General features: G+C 70.2%; 20 protein-coding genes and 1 tRNA gene. 10 read left to right on the top strand and 11 right to left on the bottom strand.

Annotation, left to right across the window (positions count from 1 at the left end; genetic code table 11):
- The first annotated feature begins 77 nt into the window (after positions 1–77).
- Together EXE45_RS06755 and EXE45_RS06750 are read left to right on the top strand one after the other, a co-directional pair.
- On the top strand, positions 78–425 hold the full coding sequence (locus EXE45_RS06755; protein WP_092921797.1) for a 4a-hydroxytetrahydrobiopterin dehydratase: 348 nt from the start codon (positions 78–80) through the stop codon (positions 423–425).
- A 66-nt stretch (positions 426–491) separates the two neighbouring features.
- The gene (locus EXE45_RS06750; RefSeq protein ID WP_092921795.1) at positions 492–974 is read left to right on the top strand and encodes a hypothetical protein; all 483 of its coding nucleotides are present in this window, start codon (positions 492–494) and stop codon (positions 972–974) included.
- Positions 975–999: 25 nt separating this feature from the next.
- Here the strand turns inward: EXE45_RS06750 and EXE45_RS06745 are convergent, their stop codons facing one another.
- From EXE45_RS06745 to idi, 7 genes are all read right to left on the bottom strand, one after another.
- A complete protein-coding gene (locus EXE45_RS06745) occupies positions 1,000–1,914 on the bottom strand; it encodes an ATPase (protein ID WP_137693877.1) in 915 nt (304 codons plus the stop codon).
- On the bottom strand, positions 1,911–2,225 hold the full coding sequence (locus EXE45_RS06740) for a DUF5827 family protein (RefSeq protein WP_092921791.1): 315 nt from the start codon (positions 2,223–2,225) through the stop codon (positions 1,911–1,913). Before EXE45_RS06740 ends, EXE45_RS06745 begins: the two co-directional genes overlap by 4 nt.
- Positions 2,226–2,736: 511 nt before the next feature.
- Positions 2,737–3,336 carry a superoxide dismutase gene (gene sod, locus EXE45_RS06735; RefSeq protein WP_137693876.1) on the bottom strand — a complete coding sequence of 200 codons (600 nt, stop codon included), beginning with the start codon at positions 3,334–3,336 and terminating at the stop codon, positions 2,737–2,739.
- Positions 3,337–3,620: 284 nt separating this feature from the next.
- Positions 3,621–3,704: transfer RNA gene (locus EXE45_RS06730), tRNA-Ser, on the bottom strand.
- A 214-nt stretch (positions 3,705–3,918) separates the two neighbouring features.
- Entirely contained in the window at positions 3,919–4,887 is a 969-nt protein-coding gene (locus EXE45_RS06725; protein WP_137693875.1) for a CPBP family intramembrane glutamic endopeptidase, read from the bottom strand.
- A gap of 70 nt (positions 4,888–4,957) precedes the next feature.
- Positions 4,958–5,713: a DUF2064 domain-containing protein gene (locus EXE45_RS06720; RefSeq protein WP_092921785.1), complete on the bottom strand. Its 756-nt coding sequence runs from the start codon at positions 5,711–5,713 to the stop codon at positions 4,958–4,960.
- Between the two features lie 102 nt (positions 5,714–5,815).
- Positions 5,816–6,430 (bottom strand): isopentenyl-diphosphate Delta-isomerase, encoded by a 615-nt coding sequence (gene idi, locus EXE45_RS06715; protein WP_092921783.1) that lies wholly within the window; start codon positions 6,428–6,430, stop codon positions 5,816–5,818.
- Positions 6,431–6,622: 192 nt separating this feature from the next.
- Between idi and EXE45_RS06710 the strand changes: the two genes are divergently transcribed.
- A complete protein-coding gene (locus EXE45_RS06710; RefSeq protein WP_092921781.1) occupies positions 6,623–8,038 on the top strand; it encodes an ATP-binding protein in 1,416 nt (471 codons plus the stop codon).
- 60 nt (positions 8,039–8,098) lie between these two features.
- Here the strand turns inward: EXE45_RS06710 and EXE45_RS06705 are convergent, their stop codons facing one another.
- Positions 8,099–8,674 carry a class I SAM-dependent methyltransferase gene (locus tag EXE45_RS06705; protein ID WP_137693874.1) on the bottom strand — a complete coding sequence of 192 codons (576 nt, stop codon included), beginning with the start codon at positions 8,672–8,674 and terminating at the stop codon, positions 8,099–8,101.
- Between the two features lie 70 nt (positions 8,675–8,744).
- On the opposite strand from EXE45_RS06705, the gene EXE45_RS06700 reads away from it, so the two are divergent.
- A complete protein-coding gene (locus EXE45_RS06700; RefSeq protein ID WP_092921777.1) occupies positions 8,745–9,374 on the top strand; it encodes a GNAT family N-acetyltransferase in 630 nt (209 codons plus the stop codon).
- On the opposite strand, the gene EXE45_RS06695 is transcribed toward EXE45_RS06700, so the two are convergent.
- Genes EXE45_RS06695 through EXE45_RS06685 form a run of 3 tightly spaced genes read right to left on the bottom strand, consistent with a single transcriptional unit; the run spans position 9,371 to position 11,583 of the window.
- On the bottom strand, positions 9,371–9,883 hold the full coding sequence (locus EXE45_RS06695; RefSeq protein ID WP_137693873.1) for a TspO/MBR family protein: 513 nt from the start codon (positions 9,881–9,883) through the stop codon (positions 9,371–9,373). The genes EXE45_RS06700 and EXE45_RS06695 overlap by 4 nt on opposite strands.
- 35 nt (positions 9,884–9,918) lie before the next feature.
- Positions 9,919–10,935: an AI-2E family transporter gene (locus EXE45_RS06690; protein WP_092921774.1), complete on the bottom strand. Its 1,017-nt coding sequence runs from the start codon at positions 10,933–10,935 to the stop codon at positions 9,919–9,921.
- Between the two features lie 51 nt (positions 10,936–10,986).
- On the bottom strand, positions 10,987–11,583 hold the full coding sequence (locus tag EXE45_RS06685) for a DUF6149 family protein (RefSeq protein WP_092921772.1): 597 nt from the start codon (positions 11,581–11,583) through the stop codon (positions 10,987–10,989).
- Positions 11,584–11,735: 152 nt separating this feature from the next.
- Here EXE45_RS06685 and EXE45_RS06680 point away from each other — a divergent pair, with 152 nt between their 5' ends.
- From EXE45_RS06680 to EXE45_RS06655, 6 genes are all read left to right on the top strand, one after another.
- Positions 11,736–12,314, top strand: a complete 579-nt coding sequence (locus EXE45_RS06680; RefSeq protein ID WP_092921770.1) for a DUF1684 domain-containing protein — start codon at positions 11,736–11,738, stop codon at positions 12,312–12,314.
- Positions 12,315–12,758: 444 nt separating this feature from the next.
- Complete coding sequence (locus EXE45_RS06675) at positions 12,759–13,997, top strand: NAD(P)/FAD-dependent oxidoreductase (protein ID WP_092921767.1); 1,239 nt, start codon at positions 12,759–12,761, stop codon at positions 13,995–13,997.
- A 105-nt stretch (positions 13,998–14,102) separates the two neighbouring features.
- A complete protein-coding gene (locus EXE45_RS06670) occupies positions 14,103–16,298 on the top strand; it encodes a PAS domain S-box protein (RefSeq protein ID WP_137693872.1) in 2,196 nt (731 codons plus the stop codon).
- 90 nt (positions 16,299–16,388) lie between these two features.
- Complete coding sequence (locus tag EXE45_RS06665) at positions 16,389–16,604, top strand: hypothetical protein (RefSeq protein ID WP_137693871.1); 216 nt, start codon at positions 16,389–16,391, stop codon at positions 16,602–16,604.
- A 101-nt stretch (positions 16,605–16,705) separates the two neighbouring features.
- Positions 16,706–17,122, top strand: a complete 417-nt coding sequence (locus EXE45_RS06660; RefSeq protein ID WP_092921761.1) for a hypothetical protein — start codon at positions 16,706–16,708, stop codon at positions 17,120–17,122.
- Positions 17,123–17,189: 67 nt separating this feature from the next.
- Positions 17,190–17,936 (top strand): molybdenum cofactor biosynthesis protein B, encoded by a 747-nt coding sequence (locus EXE45_RS06655; protein WP_137693870.1) that lies wholly within the window; start codon positions 17,190–17,192, stop codon positions 17,934–17,936.

Below are 17,936 nucleotides of genomic sequence, written 5' to 3'. Positions count from 1 at the left end.
CTCCGGTCCGCGCCCGCCGACCTCTCCCCTCCGCTCGCCCGCGGAAGGTACAAACCGTTCGTCGCCCAACGTAAGGTATGTCCACACCGCTCGCGGACGAACCGGTCGAACCGGCCGGCGACGACGCGGAGCCGCTCGACGCCGACGAGTGCGCCGACTACGTCGACGAACTCGGCGACGCGTGGGAGGTCGTCGACGACCACCACCTGGAGGCGAGCTACGAGTTCCCCGACTTCGAGACGGCGCTGGCGTTCACGAACGACGTGGGCGAGCTCGCCGAACGGGAGTGGCACCACCCCGACATCGCGCTGTCGTGGGGCGAGGTCGGGATCGAGCTGTGGAGCCACGAGGTCGGGGGCCTGACGCGCGCCGACTTCGTGATGGCGGCGCGGATGGACCGGCTGTACGCCGACGACGAGGAGTGACCCGACGGGGCTCGACCTGACGCATCAACGAACGGCTTTAAACCCCTGCCGGCGAAATGACGGGTAATGAGCGAGAACGTCTTCCTGGTCCCGATAGACCCGGAGAACTTCGACCGAACGGTCCGGTCCCCGGTCGATCTCACCGACTACCCGGATCGCCCAGAGCCCCTCGCAGACCTCGACGAGGTCCGCCTGTGGGCCGTCGACGACGACAGCGGCAACGGCTCGACGTTCGAGAAGATGAGCGAGGGCGACCTGCTCCTGTTCTATGCCGACGACGAGTACGTCGGGACCGGCCGCGTCGGCGAGGCGTTCGCGGACGACGACCGCTGGGCGAGCGGCACGTTCTGGACCGCGTTCCCGACTACCCGAGTGTACACCGTCACCGAGTTCAACGCCGTCTCAGCGCCCAAGCGAGCCGTCAACCGGATATTCGACTACTCGTCGTCGTACACGCCCGGGTTCATGCGCGTCGCGGACGGCCGGGTCAACGCGGACCTCTCGTCGATCGAGTCCGCGCTGGAACACTACACGAAGCGGAACGCCTGAGCGCGGGCCGCGCGGCGGTGACTTCTCACGACTCAACGGTACCGGTGAGCGCCGCGTACGCCGACTCGTACGCCGTCGCGACGCGGTCGGGGTCGCCTCGGACGTCGCCGGAAAGCGCCGGGAGCGAGACGGCCGCGAGCGGTTCGATCATCCCCGTCACCGCGCCGACGTGTTCCTCGCGGGTCCCCTCGCGAGGGCTCCCGGCGGCGACCGCGCGGGCCTTCGCGTAGCGGTCGCCCGCGTAGATCCGTGCGCGGCCGGGGTCGACGACGGCGACGGCGTCGGGCGCGACCGGTCCGTCTCGAGGGAGGGCCCCGGCCACGTCGGCGTAGGACTCGACGACGACCGGGACCGGGGTCCGCGCGACGCGCTCGGCGAGGCGTTCGATCGCGGGGAGGTGGGCCTCGGCCATCGCCTCGTTGAACTCGGGCACGTCGCGCACCCGGGTCGCGTCCGCGAGCGGGAGGCGCTCGGTGAGGGCGTCGGGGAGCAGCCCCGCGTCTTCGGCCGCGCCGTTGACGACGAAGCGTGTCCCGGACTCCGTCGTCACCCGGTCGCAGAGGGAGGTGCGGTCGGCGTCGCCGAGCATCCCGGTCCGGCCCGGCGTCGGCTTCCAGAGCCGGTGGACGGGGTTGATAGATTCGGGCGTGACGGCCGAGGGCGACGGCGAGGCGTCGTCGACGGTCGCCGGCGCGCGGGTGTTCGCGGCCGCGAGGGTGCGCGCGTCCTTCCCGTAGAGCCGGCCCGCGTCGGTCGCGACCCGGTAGTCGTCGTGGTCGAACCAGTAGTCGTTGCCCGCGCGGGGCTTGACGCCGACCGCGTCGCCGGCTCGCTCCGCGAGGTGCGCGACCAGCCCCGCCGAGAAGGTGGTCTTGCCGGCGTCGACGCGCGCGCCGCCGGCGACGAGGTAGACCGGCGGATCGGAGGCGTCCCCGGTCACGCGGACTCGTCGACGTTGGTCGCCTCGCTGTCGTCCGGAGCGGCGTGATCCGCGAGCCCGTAGTACCCCGGGCCGTCCTCGCTCAGCGGCTCGGCGATCACCATGTCCGCCGCGTGGACCATCACCCACGGGACCGCCCAGTCGACGAGCACCGCCTCGGTGTCGGGGTCGACCTCGGCGTCCGGCTCCAGTCCCTGGAGCAGGCGACCGATCTCCGGGATAGTGTACATCTGGTCCGGCTCGAACAGCTCCGCGGGCTCGTAGAAGTCGCACGGGTAGGTGGCGTCGAACGCCGACTTCGGTTCGGGCATGCGCGGGGATACGCGACCGCGTCCGTAAACGCTGCCGATACGACCCGAATCGATCCGATGACGCTCGATCCGGTGTGGTGGCGCGTGCCTCCGAGCGGCCGCCGAAGGCGGCTGCGAGGAGCCCGTGCGAGGGAGTCGGCCGGTCGGAGCGAAGCGGAGACCGGCCGACGAGGCTGGGGAGGCGTGAGGCGCGGGGCGGTGCTGTGCGGGGCGGGACTCAGAGGGGCAGTCGCCGGCGGCTTCGCCGCCGGCTGCCCGTGGCGCGTCGCGCCACGCTGCCGCGAGGGCGAAGCACGACGACGGAAGGACCGCAGGGAGGGAGCGAAGCGACCGACCGAGGACCGCAGCGAGTCGCGCGAGTCCTCGCGGCCGGGGCTTTGGAGGTGTTCACCGCCGTCCCATCGATAACCAAGAGTCAACCACTCTGCCCGAACGAACCGGTTACTAACCGGGCAACGTCCTGTGAAAAAACGCGGATCTCGACGCGCGTAACGCGTCCCGAGGGACGCGCTTACTCGAACAGCTCGACGGCCTGCTCGTAGCGGGACGACGGCTCCTCCCAGTCGACGACCTCGAAGAAGTTGTCGACGAACTCGCCGCGAGCCGGCCCGTAGTCGTGGTAGTAGGAGTGCTCCCAGACGTCCAGCGCGAGGATCGGGTGACCGCCCCAGATCGCGCCCTGGTCGTGCTTGTCGACCACGACGTTGCGGAGCTGGTTCGAGAACGTGTCGTACACCAGCAGCGCCCACCCGCTCGCGTTGCCCGCAGCGGCTTCGAACTCGCCCTTCCAGGCCTCGTACGAGCCGAAGTCCTCTGCGATGCGGTCCGCGAGCGCGCCCTCGGGCTCGTCGCCGCCCTCCGGCGACATGTTCTGCCAGAACAGGTCGTGGAGGATGTGCCCCGAGGAGTTGTGGGTCACGTTGCGGATGGCGCCGGCCGACGAAGAGAAGTCGTGCGACTCACGGTTCTCTTCGAGCGTCTCTTCGGCCGAGTTCCAGCCGTTGACGTACCCCTGATGGTGGGTGTCGTGATGCCATTCGAGCACCTGCTCGGAGATATGGGGTTCCAGCGCGTCGTAATCGTACGGCAGCGGATCGAGTTCGTAGCTCATGTCTGTATCACCTACCACGAACATGTGTCGGAACGCTGTTAAAGATAATGCGGCACGCGCTACCACGGGTCACCGGACTCGGGTGTTATCCGGCGGCCGCGACCGGTACCGGTAGTGTTGCGGTTCGGGGCGTCAGCACCGACGACGCGCGGCGCCGAGCGGAAATCGACGGACGAAGCGAACCGTAACCACTTCCGGTTTCAAGACGGAGTGAAGCCCGCGCCGCTCTCTGATTCGAATCTCGCACGGTTCTCGCGCGGCGCGAAAGTGCGCCGCGCTCGACACGGTGGGACTGGGATTCGAACCCAGGAAGCCGTGAGGCTACCTGCTTTCAAGGCAGGCGCAATGGGCCGCTCTGCCATCCCACCAACTCGACCGTCTCGACGCCGTCGTCCGGTCCGGGGGCCGGCCGCCCGTTGGCGTTGCGGCCGCGCGACCGTCACCGAAACCGCCGAATTCCGCCGCGACGAGGCGTTGTCGAAGGATCGCTCCCGAGGAGTTTGAAGCTATCGCTCTCGCGGCTTCTCGCCTGACGACCGCGACGAGGTGTCTCAGGGAGCGCGCCGGACGAGGGGTCGCGGTCTACTCGCCGGCGGCCGACCCGTATCGGCGTCGGACCGACGCCGACAGTGACTCGTCGGGCGAGACCGCTCCTCGCGTCACGCGGACCCAGGCGAGGATCAGGCCGAGCAGCACCGCCGTCGGCAGGACGACCAACAGCAGCTCGACCGCCCCCGCCCCGAGGTCCCGTTCGAGTCGGACGAGCGCCGGAAACCCGCTGCCGGCCTGTCCGGCCACCGACGCGACCCAGAAGTTCGTCGCGAAGTGGATCCCGACGGGGAACGCGAGACTCCCGGTGAGGACGTACGCGACCGCGAAGTACACCACCGCGGCTATCGCCTGTCCGGCGGCGAACAGCGGAGTCGCGCCCTGCGCGGCGACGACAGCGTGCGCCGGCCCGAACGCGAGCACGCTCGCCGCGCCGGCGGCCCAGACCGCCCGTCCCGGCGACAACCCTCGGGCGGCCAGCCCCTCGCTCGCGTTGAGGACGAACACCCCGCGGAAGAGCAGCTCCTCCCAGAGCCCGACGGCGGCGAACGCGACCGCCGTCGCCGCGACCGCGACGGCGACCGCCGGAGCTCCGCCACCGCTCGCGACGCCGGCCGAGAGCGTCTCGACGACGCGGCCGGTGCCGGTCGCGAGCAGCAGGGCCGTGAACACTCCCTGGGCGACGCATCCGACGACGACCGCCGCGAGGAAGTCGCGCGCCCAGCGGCGGTCGAGCGCGAGGCCGTACCCGCCGACGGGGCGCTCGCCGGGGACGAGCGAGGTCACCAGCGCGTACGCCCCGACGGCGGCGGCGACGAGCAGCGCCACCGGGCCGTTGACCAGCACGCTCGGGACGTCGACTCGTCCGAGGAGGCGGCCGCCGCCGAGCAGCACGCCGAGAACCACGACGAACCCGAGCAGGATCCGCCACGTCGCTCGGAGCCGGTCCCGCTCGCGACCCCACAGCACCCGTCGGAGCGCGTCGGTCGGGGAGAGGGCCATCGTGACAGCCGATTTAGGCGTGTGCGGAAATAAAGTTCGGGGGTCCGACCCCGGACGCGGCCCGGGGTCGTCAGTCCCGGACCAATCGCTGCTCGCCGTCTTCGACGACCACGTCGAGCCCGTGTTCGTGGACGAACGCGGCCGTGTAGTCGGGCACCACGCGCTCCGCGGCGAACCGCGCCCGGAGGTTCGGCACCACGTCGAACAGGTCCTCGCCGGTCTCCAGCGAGGGCGACGGCTCCACGAAGTCGACGGAGCGGTCCGCGTCGCGGCCGCGCTCCGCGAGCGTCGGCAGCGCCGGCGCCGCGAACGCGCCGTCGAAGTCGATCGGTTCGGTGAAGCCCGCGTAGTACGCCCGGCCGTTCGACGAGGGCCCGAGGACGACCTCGGTCGTCCGCAGCTTCATCGCAGCCGAGTCGACGACGGTCCGCGAGAGCAGCGGCGCGGTCGGGGTGACGACCGCGACCGAGTCGGCGCCCTCCTCGCGCAGCAGGTGCGTGACGGTGTTCCCGGCGCGCGCGCCGAACGAGGAGCCGACCTGCCGCTCGAAGCGGACCTCGTCGGTCCCGCCGAGGGTGTCCGCGACGAGCGTTCGAAGCTCCGCCTCCGGGCTCGTCTCGGTCCGGTGCTCCGCGGGGAGGTCGTCCTCGTCGGGGTAGTTGACGAGGAGCTCGCCGCCCGAGCGGTCGACCGCGAGGACGGCGTCGCGGAACCCCGCCTCGTAGAGGTCGGCCGCCTCGGCGGGCGACAGCGGCGTCGACTCTGCGATCGCGGTTCCGACGAGCCCCTCGCGGGGCGGGTTCGCCAGCAGGGCGACGACGGTCATATCGGACCGCGGCGCGGGAGCGCCTTCAAGTCGCCGTTTCGGTCCGAGCGGGGAGCGTCGGGGGAGTGGATCCCTTCGGCCGTGACGCGCGGACCCGGCCGATCAGGAGAAGTCGCGCCGCATCGCGATCTCGAACCACGGGCAGAGGCGGAGCTGCCGGTACAGCGCGGGGTTCTCGTGAAGGTGTTCGTAGTCGGCCCACAGCATGCCGCCTATCTCGTCGTCGTCCGGGTCGAGCGCGGTGTCGTTGAGCGTGACCTTCAGCACCGCGCACACCTCCCACTCGACGCCCTCGTTGGGGTAGTAGCGCTTGTACTCGAACTTGTCCGTCACCCGGAGGTCGTCGTACTGGTCGGGCGAGATGCCGAGCTCCTCCGCCAGTCGCTGTTCGGTAGCCGCCTCCTGCGACTGTCCCTCCACGGGGTGAGAGGCGACCGTGCCGTCCCAGTGACCGTCCCACAGGCGCTTGGTCGGCGCGCGCTGGGCCAGCAGGATCCGCCCGTCCCGATCGAAGACGAGGCAGGTGAACGCGCGGTGACGGATCCCGTCACCGGTGTGCGCGTCGAGTCGGTTCACCGTGCCCTGCGCCGCGTCGTCGGGGTCGACCGCGATGACGTCCTGAAGCGCGTTCTCGTGGTCGGTCTCGCTCGCGCCGCCGGTCTCGCTCGCGTCGTCGCCGGCGGGGTCCCCCGGCGTGGTCGCGTCGTCGGAACTCATGCGCGGTACGTCACAGACCAGGGCTAATAAGGGTTCGATACGGCGTCCGGTCCCCCGCACCCGCCGTCCGCCTCCGCTCTGGTTCGCCCACCGCCCGTACGCTCCGGCAGATCCCTCTCCCGCCGGCGCTTCCGCCCGTCTCCCGCCGGCGCTTCGACGCTCTTAACCGCGTCCCGGCGCTACTAGCCGCGGATGAGTGACCCGGCGCTCGACGTCGTCGAGTTCGTGTTGACGACGCACTTCTACACGCAGGACCGCGACCTCGACGAGAACGACCTGCCCCCCCGCTTTCGGCAGGTGTTCTGGTCGGCCGACGCCGCCGACGACGCCCCCGGCGGCGTGGAGCGACCGCTGAAGGCGACGGACGAGACCACCCGCACCGCCACCGGCGTCGAGCGGCCGTGGGAGGCGGTCTCCGACCTCCTTTTCACCCAACGGACGGAGTTCTCCGGCGAGATCTCGCTGACGCAGCCGGCGATGGGGCTGGAGTGGTACCGCGACCGCGCGGACGACGAGCGCGTCGCCGGGAACCCGACGATCGTCGCCGCGATGGAGGCCGCCGAGGACCTCGACGCGCCGGTGACCCGCGAGGAAGCCAGGGACGACGTGCGGCCGGTCCAGGCCGACCGCGTCTGGATCGACGCGCTGCTCGCGGAGTACTTCGACGAGGACGAGGACGGAGAGATGCTCGACCTCGTCAACGTCCGGGCGCCCGAGGAGATCGAGACGACGCTGGCCGACCTCGTGTTGACCGGCGACCAGGAGGGCGAGATCCAGAAGATCGTCAAGGCGATCGAACACCGCGAGTACCTCGCGGAGATCGGCCTCCGCGAGATCGGCAAGCTGCTGTTCGTCGGCCCGCCGGGCACCGGAAAGACGACCGTCTCGCGCGCGCTCGCCCACGAGCTCGGGCTCCCGTTCGTGGAGGTGAAGCTCTCGATGATCACGAGCCAGTACCTCGGCGAGACGTCGAAGAACGTCGAGAAGAGCTTCGAGGTCGCCAAGCGGCTCTCGCCGTGCATCCTCTTCATCGACGAGTTCGACTCGGTCGCGAAGACCCGCCGCTCGGACGAGCACGCCGCCCTGAAGCGCGCCGTCAACACGCTCCTGAAATCGATCGACGAGGTGTCGCTGGTTCGCGACGAGGTGCTCCTCATCGGCGCGACGAACCATCCGGACCAGCTCGACGCCGCCGCGTGGCGCCGGTTCGACGAGATCGTCAACTTCCCCAAGCCGGACCGCGACATGCGCGCGGACATCCTCCGCGTGGTGACCAAGGAGATGAAGATCGCCGACTTCGACCCCGAGGAGGTGGCCGACCGGACCGGCGGGCTCACCGGTTCCGACCTCCGGATGGTGCTCCGCGAGGCCGTCCTCGGCGCGCTCACCGAAGACCGGATGACGATCACGCAGGCGGACGTGATGTCGGCGGTCGAGGACTTCGAGGAGCGAGATAACCTCAAGAACATGGACATGATCGACGGGGAGGGAGCCGAGGTGCTCGGCGAGACGAGCTCCGGCGAACAGGAGCACACCCGCGACGAGTCCGGCGACGGGGAGGGGTCACACGACCACGACCACGCCGCGCACGGCGCCTCGCACGACTGAGCCGGGACGACGAGGATCGCGCGGCGACCGAGCGACCCGGATCGACCTTCTCGCGACGGCTCAGCGCCGAACGCCCACGACCGTGTAGCCGAAGCCGCGGTCGACGGTCCGCGGGTCGAGGCCGGCGTCGCCCATCGCGGCCGCGAGGTCCGACGGCGTCCGGAACCGCGAGTCCATCCCGATCGCGTGTTCGCCGGCGACGAGCAGCCGCCCGATCGGGTGTGCGGGGTCGAACTCGCGGACGACGAGCGCGCCGCCGGGCGAGAGTACGCGCGCCGCCTCCGCGAGCGCGGCGTCCTGGTCGGGCAGGTGGTGGAGCGCGTCGACGATCGTCACCGCGTCGACGCTCGCGTCCCGGAACGGGAGCCGTCCCGCGTCGGCCGCGAGTCCCGCGAGCCCGCGGCCGCGACGCGCACGCGAGAGCATCTCGACCGAAGCGTCGACGACCGTGATCTCCGGGCCGGTGAGCGCGGCCGCCGCGCGCCCCGAGCCGCCGCCGACGTCGAGGAGCCGTTCGATCGGCCGCGCGGCGTGGTCGAGGCCGGCCGCCAGCGCCTCGCCGTCCGCCGGCGGCATCGCGAGGTCGTACAGCGGCGCTACCCGGTCGAAGAAGTCCACGTCACCGACTCCGTACATGGGCGAGACGAGCGCCGCGGGGGACAAAGAGCCACCGCCCTATTTACCTTCTCGCCGCCGTACGGCGCCCATGGAGTACGCGCTCGTGTGTCCGCCCGACGAGGGGGAGACCCTCCGCCTCGACTACCGGGCGTTCGCGTACGCCGGGAAGTTTGTCGTCGGCGCGCCGGGGAAGTCGGTGATTCGGACGCCGGACGGGCGCCCGGCCGCGCCCGACTGGGAGCCGGACGAGCCGCTGCCGGACACGGTCGACCCCGATGCGTTCGACGACGACGTGGTCGCGGCCGTCTCCTTTTCGCCCGACCGCACCGACGCCGCCTGCTGTCGGCTGCGGTACGTCACGGTCCACGCCGCGCGGCGCGGCGAGGGGATCGGCCCGCGGCTGATCGGCGAGACCGTCGCCGACCTGGCGGTCGCCGGCTTCGAACGCGTGAAGATCGCCGTGAACAACCCGTTCGCGTACGAGGCGTGCCACAAGTGCGGCTTCGCGTACACCGGTGAACGCACGGGAATCGCCGAACTGGAGCTGGAGCGACCGGCCGCGGCGCCCGCGGAGGTCGACCCCGAGCGGTACCGCGAGGGGCTGTCGGCGTTCCGCGAGACCGACGGCGAACTGACGCCGGCGGAGCGCCGGTTCGTCGCCGAGCGACTGGAGCGCGGGCCCCCCGAACTCGACCGAACCCCGCCCGACGGGCGCTAATTGAGCATCCAGATGGCGTAGTTGAGCGCGGTCGCGAAGCAGACCCACGCGAGGTAGGGGAGCAGTAGCGCCGCCGCGCGGCGGTCGACGCGGTCGAAGGCCCGGATCGTCGCGACGACCAACGGGAGGAGGACGACGAGGACGGCGAGTCCGAGGTCGGGGCGTTCGAGCCCCCAGAACACCGGCGACCACGCGACGTTGACGGAGAGTTGGACGCCGAACAGCGCGAGCGCGGTCCGGACGCGTCCCGCCGTCGCCGCGCCGTCGCGCCCGGCGAGGTAGACGAGCGCGGCCGCGGCGCCGCACAGCGCGTACAGCACCGGCCAGACGACACCGAACGCCCAGCCCGGCGGGTAGAAGGCCGGGAGTTCCAGCGCCGCGAACCAGGCGCTCTGGGTTGTCGTGAAGGGGACGCCGAGCGCGCCGATCAGGTTGACCGCGACCGCCGCGGCGGCGATGCGGAGGGCGTCGCGTCGGTCCGGGAGTCGGGAGGTCGCGGTCGTCGCCATGGGCGCTCTCGACCGCGCACGGGCTTAAATCCCGCTCAGATCGCGTCGTAGTCCTCGCGGAACGTCTCCAGCGTGGCCGCGAGCACGCCGATCACGATCGGGCCGACGAAGAGGCCGGTGAACCCGACGGAGTAGATGCCGCCGAACACGCCGAGCAGGATGATGGCCGGGTTCAGGTGGGCCTGCTGGTCGATGACGAGCGGCCGAGCGTAGTTGTCGACCATCGCGATCACCGCGACGCCGTACGCCGCGAGGAAGATCCCGGCCGTCACCTGGTCGACGATCACGAGGTACGCGGCCGCCGGCCCCCACACGAAGAAGGCGCCGATGAGGGGCAACAGCGCCAGCACCGCCATCACGAACGTCCAGAACACCACGTTCGGGATGCCCGCCGCCCAGAGGCCGAGCCCGGCGACCAACGCCTGGAGGAGCGCCACCGAGATGTGGCCGATGACGACGCCCCGGGTCATCACGTGGGTGCGGTCGACGAGGTCGGCGGTGACGTCGGGCGGCAGCGGGCTCGAGTCACGGATCCACTTGACGAACGCCGGGCCGTCGATAAGGGTGTAGTACACCAGGAACAGCGCGAGCGACAGCCCCACGGACGCGCGGATCGCCGTGTTCAACACCCCGCTGAACCCGCCGAACAGCGTCTGGACGAGCAGTTCGCCGACGGTCTGAAGGAGCTCACCGATCTCCGGGTCCTGCCCGGTGAGCGCGGCGATCTCCGCCTCGATCGCCGCGACGTCTATCGCGGTCTCCCCCGCGGCGATGGCGGTGAGGTCCCGGACGAACACCCACGAGATGTACGCGAGCGGTAAGATTACGGCGACGATGGCGGAGAGGATGAGGGTCAGCGCCGACAGCATCTCTCCGAACCGCTCCGAGACCCGCGTCCGGAGCCAGCGGGTGAGCCGCCGGTGGAACGGGTAGAGGACGAACGCGAGGATCGCCGAGGCGATCACGTACTCGACGAACGGGAGGATGACGAAGAGGGTCAACAGCGCGACCGACCCCATGAGGAGGAGCAGGAACGATTGCCCGCGGTTCATGGACCACCGTGTCTCCGACACGATATAAACGTGCCCGGAGGGCGACCGCGCTCAGGCGCTCGCCTCGTCCTCGTCGAGACCGGGCGCGGTCGCGGCGTCGACCTCGTCCGGCTCCTCCGTGTCGCCCCCGACGACCGTCTCCCCGTCGTCGGTCTCGACGTACACGTCGTCCGCGAAGCCGGCCAGCGCGTTCTCGTACTCGGGCTCGTCGAGCCTCGCCGGGGTCGCCGGCGCCTCGACGACGCCGCCGGGCGGCCGGAACTCGCCCAGCGGGTCGTCGATGGTGATCCCGTACTCCGAGAAGAACGACTCGTACCGGCGGTAGTGGGCCTCTAACTCGTCGCCCGGGATCTCCATCATCTCCGTCCAGCCGTGGTTGAAGAAGTCGAAGTTCGCCTGGACGTGGGTGATCTCGCGGGCCTCGGCCTCCGGGAACCCGGCCTCCAAGGCGGCGACGTACGCGTCCATCGTCGCGTCGAAGAAGCTGTCGAGGTGGTCGCGGCGCTCTTCCCGCCGGTCTTCGTCGGCCTTGTTGAGGAAGATGCTCGTGTGGAGGTCGACGAGCTTGTCGTTGGCGACGTCGCCGACGACCGGCGTGGTCAACGCCTTCTTGGCGGCCCAGTGGCGGATGTTCTGCCGGATTTTCATACGTCCGGTTGGGCCGGGACGCTCTTGAATCTGTGGCGTCGCGACCGCGGCGCCCGTCCACACTCCCGTCAGCGACTGGGCGCGCGGCCGTGTGTGCGCCCGGTCCCGCCGCGGAACTGTTATTGCGCCCAGGGGACAAGATTGCGGTAGACATGGAGTCTGACGAGGGCGACGAGGACTGGGCGGCGCAGGTGGAGGCACAGCGGGAGGCGAAGACGAAACGGTTCCGCGAGTCGGCGCGGTCGCCGCTGCCGGTCTCGATGCGGGGCGACGCGTTCCCGGGGCTGGCCTACTTCGACCCGGACCCGGCGTACCGGTTCCGCCTCCCGCTTCACGAGCACGACGAAAAGGAGACCGTGACCGTCGAGACGACCGCCGACGGCGAGCAGACGTACCGCCGCTGGGGCGAGTTCCGCTTCGAGGTCGGCGGGGAGTCGGTGACCCTTCAGGCGTATCGGCCGGCCGACGGCGCCGACCGCTTCTGGGTGCCGTTCCGCGACGCGACCAGCGGCGAGGCCACGTACGGCGCGGGGCGGTACCTCGATCTGGAGCCCGACCGCGACCGCGTCGACGGCGAGTGGGTGGTGGACTTCAACCTCGCGTACAATCCGACGTGCGCGTACAACCACGCGTACGAGTGCCCGCTCGTCCCGACGGAGAACTGGCTCGACGTCGCGATCGAGGCGGGCGAGAAGGATTTCCCCGCGGAACCGGCGGGCGCGGACCAGTAACCGACCTCACCCTACTTCGCTCGCCCCGAGGGGTTCGCTCGTTGAGGGTGGGACTTTGATGCGGTCCTCGCCGTCAGTTGGCGCGACGGGGCGTTTTATGCGCCCCGCCTACCGAACGCCCTTCGGGGTCGGCGAACTCACCATCTTGGGCCGGGCTACTACGGCCCGTACTGCGCGGGACTTGTGCCAGCACAGCACTGATTGGCAGTACGATGGAGTGTAACTTAACGGTTGCTCAGTAGCATGTCGGTTTTCTCTCCGGTCTACTCGCTCCCTTCGGTCGCTCCTTGAGGCCGGAGGCTCCACCTCGAAGTATGCTGAAACGGATCGCGGTACCACCGCGAACGGCGCCTTCGTTCGCGTTTTCGCGGGTCGTGTCGCCCGTTCTCACGCCCCCGGACGCGGATGACAACCCACATTAACCATGAATCCGAACGGCCGGCTATGAGCGATTCGTACGTGATCATCGGTGACGGTATCGCGGGCGCGTCCGCGGCCGAAACGCTCCGCGAGGAAGCGCCCGACGCCGAGATCACGGTTCTCACTGACGAGGGTGAGTCCCTCTACAACCGGATTCTGATCAAGGAGTACGCGAAGGGGAAGCTCCCCGAGGCCCCGATCTCGATCCATCAGGAAGACTGGTACGACGACCACGACGTGGACCTCCGCCTCAACACGGTCGTCGTCGACATCGACGTCGAGAACGACGCGGTTCACACCCACGACGGGGAGACGTTCGAGTACGACTCCCTCCTGCTCGCGATCGGGGGCACGCCTCAGCAGCTCCCGGTCGAGAACGCCGACGCCGACGGGATCCACCACTTCTGGACGTTCCAGGACGCCCGTAACATCAAGGAGAGCGTGGAGGGCGCGGAGACGGGCGTCATCGTCGGCGCCGGCCTGCTCGGGATCGACTTCGCGGCCATCTGCGGCGCGCAGGACGTCGAGGCGAAGTATCTGATGCGCGGCGACAACTGGTGGCGCTACGCGCTCTCCGAGGAGGGCGCGGAGATCATGCACGAGGCGATGCGCGAGCGCGGCGTCGAGCCCGTCTTCGGATCCGGCGTGGACCACTTCGAGGTCGACGACGACGGCCGCGTCGAGGCCGCGGTCGACCCGAACGGCGAGCGCCACGAGTGCGACTTCGCGGGCGTCGCCATCGGGCTGAACTTCAACACCGAGCTCGTCGAGGACACGCCGCTGGCGCTCGACGACGGCATCGTCGTCGACGAGTTCATGCGCACCGACATCGACAACGTGTTCGCCGCGGGCGACATCACCACGTTCAACGACCTCATCCTGGGCGAGCGGGCGAAGAACGGCTCGTGGGGCTCGGCCAAAGAGCAGGGAACGATCGCCGCCCGCAACATGGTCGAATACGGCAGCGAGGCGTTCGAGTGGGTCTCCTCGTACTCGATCACCCACTTCGACTTCCCCTTCCTCTCGTTCGGCCATCCGACGCTCGGCGAGGACTCGGTGGAGGCGACCACCGCCGACGGCGAGTGGCGCCGCGTCGCGCTGAAGGACGGCAAGGTCGTCGGCGGCGTGCTCATCGGCGACCTCTCGCCGCAGTCGGCGTTCAAACAGCTGATGCGCGAGGGTCGCGACGTCAGCGACCAGACGGACGCCCTCATGGAGCCCGGGTTCTCGGTAGACGATCTGGCGGCCCCGACCGAGCAGTAGCCAACCGACCCCCGCCCCGTCTCGACGAACACCGATCGCGGCGACGGATTCGCGGCCAGCGACGTGCCACGGTGCTTTTCACCGTCGACGCGCTATCTCGTTTATATGTCACCCGGATCACAAGGGCCTCCGGCCGGCTTCTTCGCCTCCTTCGTCGAGGGGTGTTCCGATCCGGTCGTCTCCGTCGACCGGGAGGGGACGGTCGTCTACGCGAACCCCGCCACCGAGGCGGTTCTCGGGTACGATCCGGCCGGCCTTCGCGGCCGCGACCTCGCCTCCCTCGTGGCCTCGGAGGCCGCGGACGGACGCGCCCGATCGGTCCGCGAGCGGTTCGCGCGGGTCGAGGGGCTCGACGACCGCGGGAGCTTCTCCGTTCCGGTCCGACACGCGGCCGGGCACACCGTGACCTTCTCCGTCCGATTCCACGAACACGCGACGGGAGACGAGCGCGGAGGCGACGGAAGCGGCGGCGTCCCCGACGGGGCGACCGGCGACCGCGACGCCGTCTACACGGGGATATTTCGCGACGGCGTCGACGAAGCCGGCGGAGAGACGCTGGAGACGTTCCGCAACCTCGTCGAACACGCCGGCCACGCCATCTACATCACCGACGTCGACGGGACGATCGAGTACGTCAACCCGGCGTTCACCGATCATACTGGCTACGAGTCCGAGGAGGTCCTCGGCGAGACCCCGGCGATACTCAACTCCGGCGAGATGCCGGACGAGTACTTCGACGCGCTGTGGTCAACCCTGCTGGACGGCGAGGTGTGGGAGGAGGAGATAATCGACCGACGGCGAGACGGCGAGCCGTACCGCGCCCACCAGACGATCGCGCCCGTGGTCGGCGACGACGGCGAGGTGTCCCGGTTCGTCGCGATCCAGACGGACGTCACGGCGCGGAAGGCGGCGATGGGCCAGCTGAAACAGTACCGGGACATCGTCGAGCGGCTCGACGACCCCGTCCTCCTCCAGAACCGCGACGGGGAGTTCGAGCTGTTGAACGAGGCCGTAAGCGAGTTCGCTGGCGTCGACCGCGAGGCGCTGTACGGGACCGACGAGTTCGCGTTCATGGACGCGGAGACGGCGGGCGAGGTCGACGAGCGCCGCCAGAGCGTGCTCGACGCCGAGGAGATGGCCGAGTACGAGGTCTCACCGACGTTTCCGGAGACCGATCGGGAGGCGACGTTCAGCACGCAGCGGTACCCCTACTACGACGCCGACGGCGACCTCGCCGGCACCTTCGCCATCTGTCGGAACGTCACCGACCGCAAGGAGCGCGAACGGGAGTTGGAGCGGTACGAGCGCGCGATCAACGGCGCGACGGACCTCATCGCGGCGGTCGACCGCGACGGGCGGCTCCTGTTCGCGAACCCGCAGTACCGCGAGTACCACGGGCTCGAGGACCGCGACGTGACGGACCTGACGCTCGCCGACGTGGTCCCGGCCGACGGCTACGAGGACGTCGAGCGACAGGTGGAGCGCGCGCTCCGGGGCGAGTCGGTGGAGTACCGGACGACGCGGACGCACCCGACCCGCGGCAGGCGGACGTTCGACGTTCGGTACTACCCGCTCGGAGGCCCCGACGACGGCGAGCCCGCCGGGGTCGTCGGCGTGCTTCGGGACGTGACGGACAGCGAGAACCGCGCGCGACAGCTTCGGGTCGTCGACCGGGTCCTCCAGCACAACCTCCGGAACGCGCTGACGGTCGTCCGCGGGCGAGCGGAGCAGATCGCCGCCGGGACCGCAGACCCCGCGGCAGCGGCCGAGTACGTCGTCTCGCGGGCGGACGACCTCTTGGAAACGAGCGAGAAGGCCCACCACATCACCGAGATACTGAGCGACGCGCCGGAGACGGAGCCGGTCGATGTCGGACGTGTGGTCCGAGAGGTAGTCGCCGCGCGGGCCGAGGAATTCCCGGACGCGACGATCGAGGGGTCGGCGCCGGACGACGGTGTCGCGACGGCGTCGGCGACGACGTGGCTCTCGCGGGCGATAGACGAGCTGATCCGGAACGCGGTCATTCATCACGACCGAGAGCAGCCGACGGTGACGGTGTCCGTCGAACCGCGACCCGAGTCGGTCGAGATACGGATCGCGGACGACGGGCCGGGACTGAACCAGATGAACCGAGACGTGCTCGTCGACGGCACGGCGGTCGACGCGCTATACCACGGCAGCGGGCTCGGCCTGTGGCTCGTCTACTGGGTCGTCCAGCAGTCCGGCGGCGACGCCGCGGTCGCGGACGCGGAGCCCCGCGGTACCGTGGTCTCGCTCACTCTCCCCAAGGCCGACGACTGAGCCGCGGGCGGGGCGCTCGCGGACCGGGGAGGGCACTCGGCCGACGCTCGTCGCGAAACGTTTATGATCAACCATGGTATATGGTACCACATGTCACTTAGAGACACCGGGCGACGGGTACGGCTCCGCCGCACCGGTCGGATCCCGTCCGACGCGCGGGTCCGTCACTACGACGAGCTGAGCGACGACGAGCAGGGCGTCGTGCGGGAGTTGGCGGGCGAGCCGTGGACGGCGCCGGAGATCGGTGAGCTCGACGACGGCGACGTGGTGAAGTTCACCGACTACTACCTGATCCGGTCGCGCTGAGGGGGTCGGACGTGGTGACGGCGCTCGGATCTCAGTGAGCGGTTGAGGCGTCGCCCCCGCGGAAGCGAAGTTGTTTTCGCCGGTCGGGGGCAAGCGGGCGCATGGACAGCGGCGGATCCACCGACATGACGCTGGCGTTCGAGTTGGACGCGCTGAAAGCCCTCGCGGACCCCAACGCGGTGTTCAACAACGCCCGGCAGTGGACCGAGTACGTCGGCGTCGTCAGCGAGAAGCCGACGTACGTCGTCACGAACTTCACGCGGAAACACCGCGTGCGTCAGGACTTCTTCTCCGGCCCGCGAGGCGTCGAGGAGAGCTTGGAGAACATCAGCCAACAGTTCGACACGGACCGACACGTCTTCGTGGGCGTCGACGAGGAGGACGAGGCGGTCGCGGACGCGACCGGCTGGGAGTTCCTCCACGTCGAAGACGCCGCGGAGGCCGCGGGGTGGACGCTCGCGACCGGCGAGGCGGCGGCCGAACCGGCCGAGGAGCAGTCCCGCGACGACTGGCCCTAACTCGGCGGCCGCGATCTCGGCTCCCTCGACCGGGAGGTGTTTTGACGGGGCGACCGAACGCGGAGTCATGACCGACCGCGACGACGCCAGCGACGAGGACCGTCACGACCACGACCACGAGGACCGTCACGACCACGACCACGGGGACCGTCACGACCACGACCACGGGGACCGTCACGACCACGACCACGGGGACCATCACGACCACGACGTCGACTCGGTCGGGGTCGCGGTCGTCACCGTCTCCACGTCGCGCAGCGCGGACGAGGACCCGGCCGGCGACTACGTCGCGGCCGCCTTCGAGGACGCGGGCCACGAGGTCGCCGTCCGCGAGCTGATCGACGACGACTACGACAGCGTTCAGGGGACCGTCGACAGACTCGCTCGCCGGAAAGACACCGACGCGGTGGTGACGGCCGGCGGCACGGGCGTCACGCCGGACGACGTCACGCCGGAGGCGGTACGCGGGCTGTTCGCGAAGCGGCTCCCGGGGTTCGGCGAGCTGTTCCGCCGGCTCTCCCACGAGGAGATCGGCACGCGGACCATCGGCTCGCGCGCGACCGCCGGCGTCGTCTCCGCGACTCCGGTCTTCTGTCTCCCCGGCTCGGAGAACGCGGTCCGGCTCGGGGTCGACGAGGTGATCCTCCCCGAGGTCGGCCACCTCGTCGGACTCGCCGGACGGGGAGTCGACGAGAAGGGCGAGAAAGCGGAACCCGACGAGGAAACGGGGTCCGGAGGGGAGACTGAACCCGAGGGTGGAGCGGAAGCCGACCCGAAATCGGGCGAGGAGCCGTCCGAGAGCGACGACGCCTGA

The organism is Halorubrum sp. SP9 (assembly GCF_005435015.1).
Taxonomy (GTDB): domain Archaea; phylum Halobacteriota; class Halobacteria; order Halobacteriales; family Haloferacaceae; genus Halorubrum; species Halorubrum sodomense.
The sequence above is the reverse complement of the archived record's forward strand: the minus strand, read 5'-3'. Positions and strand labels throughout refer to the sequence as shown.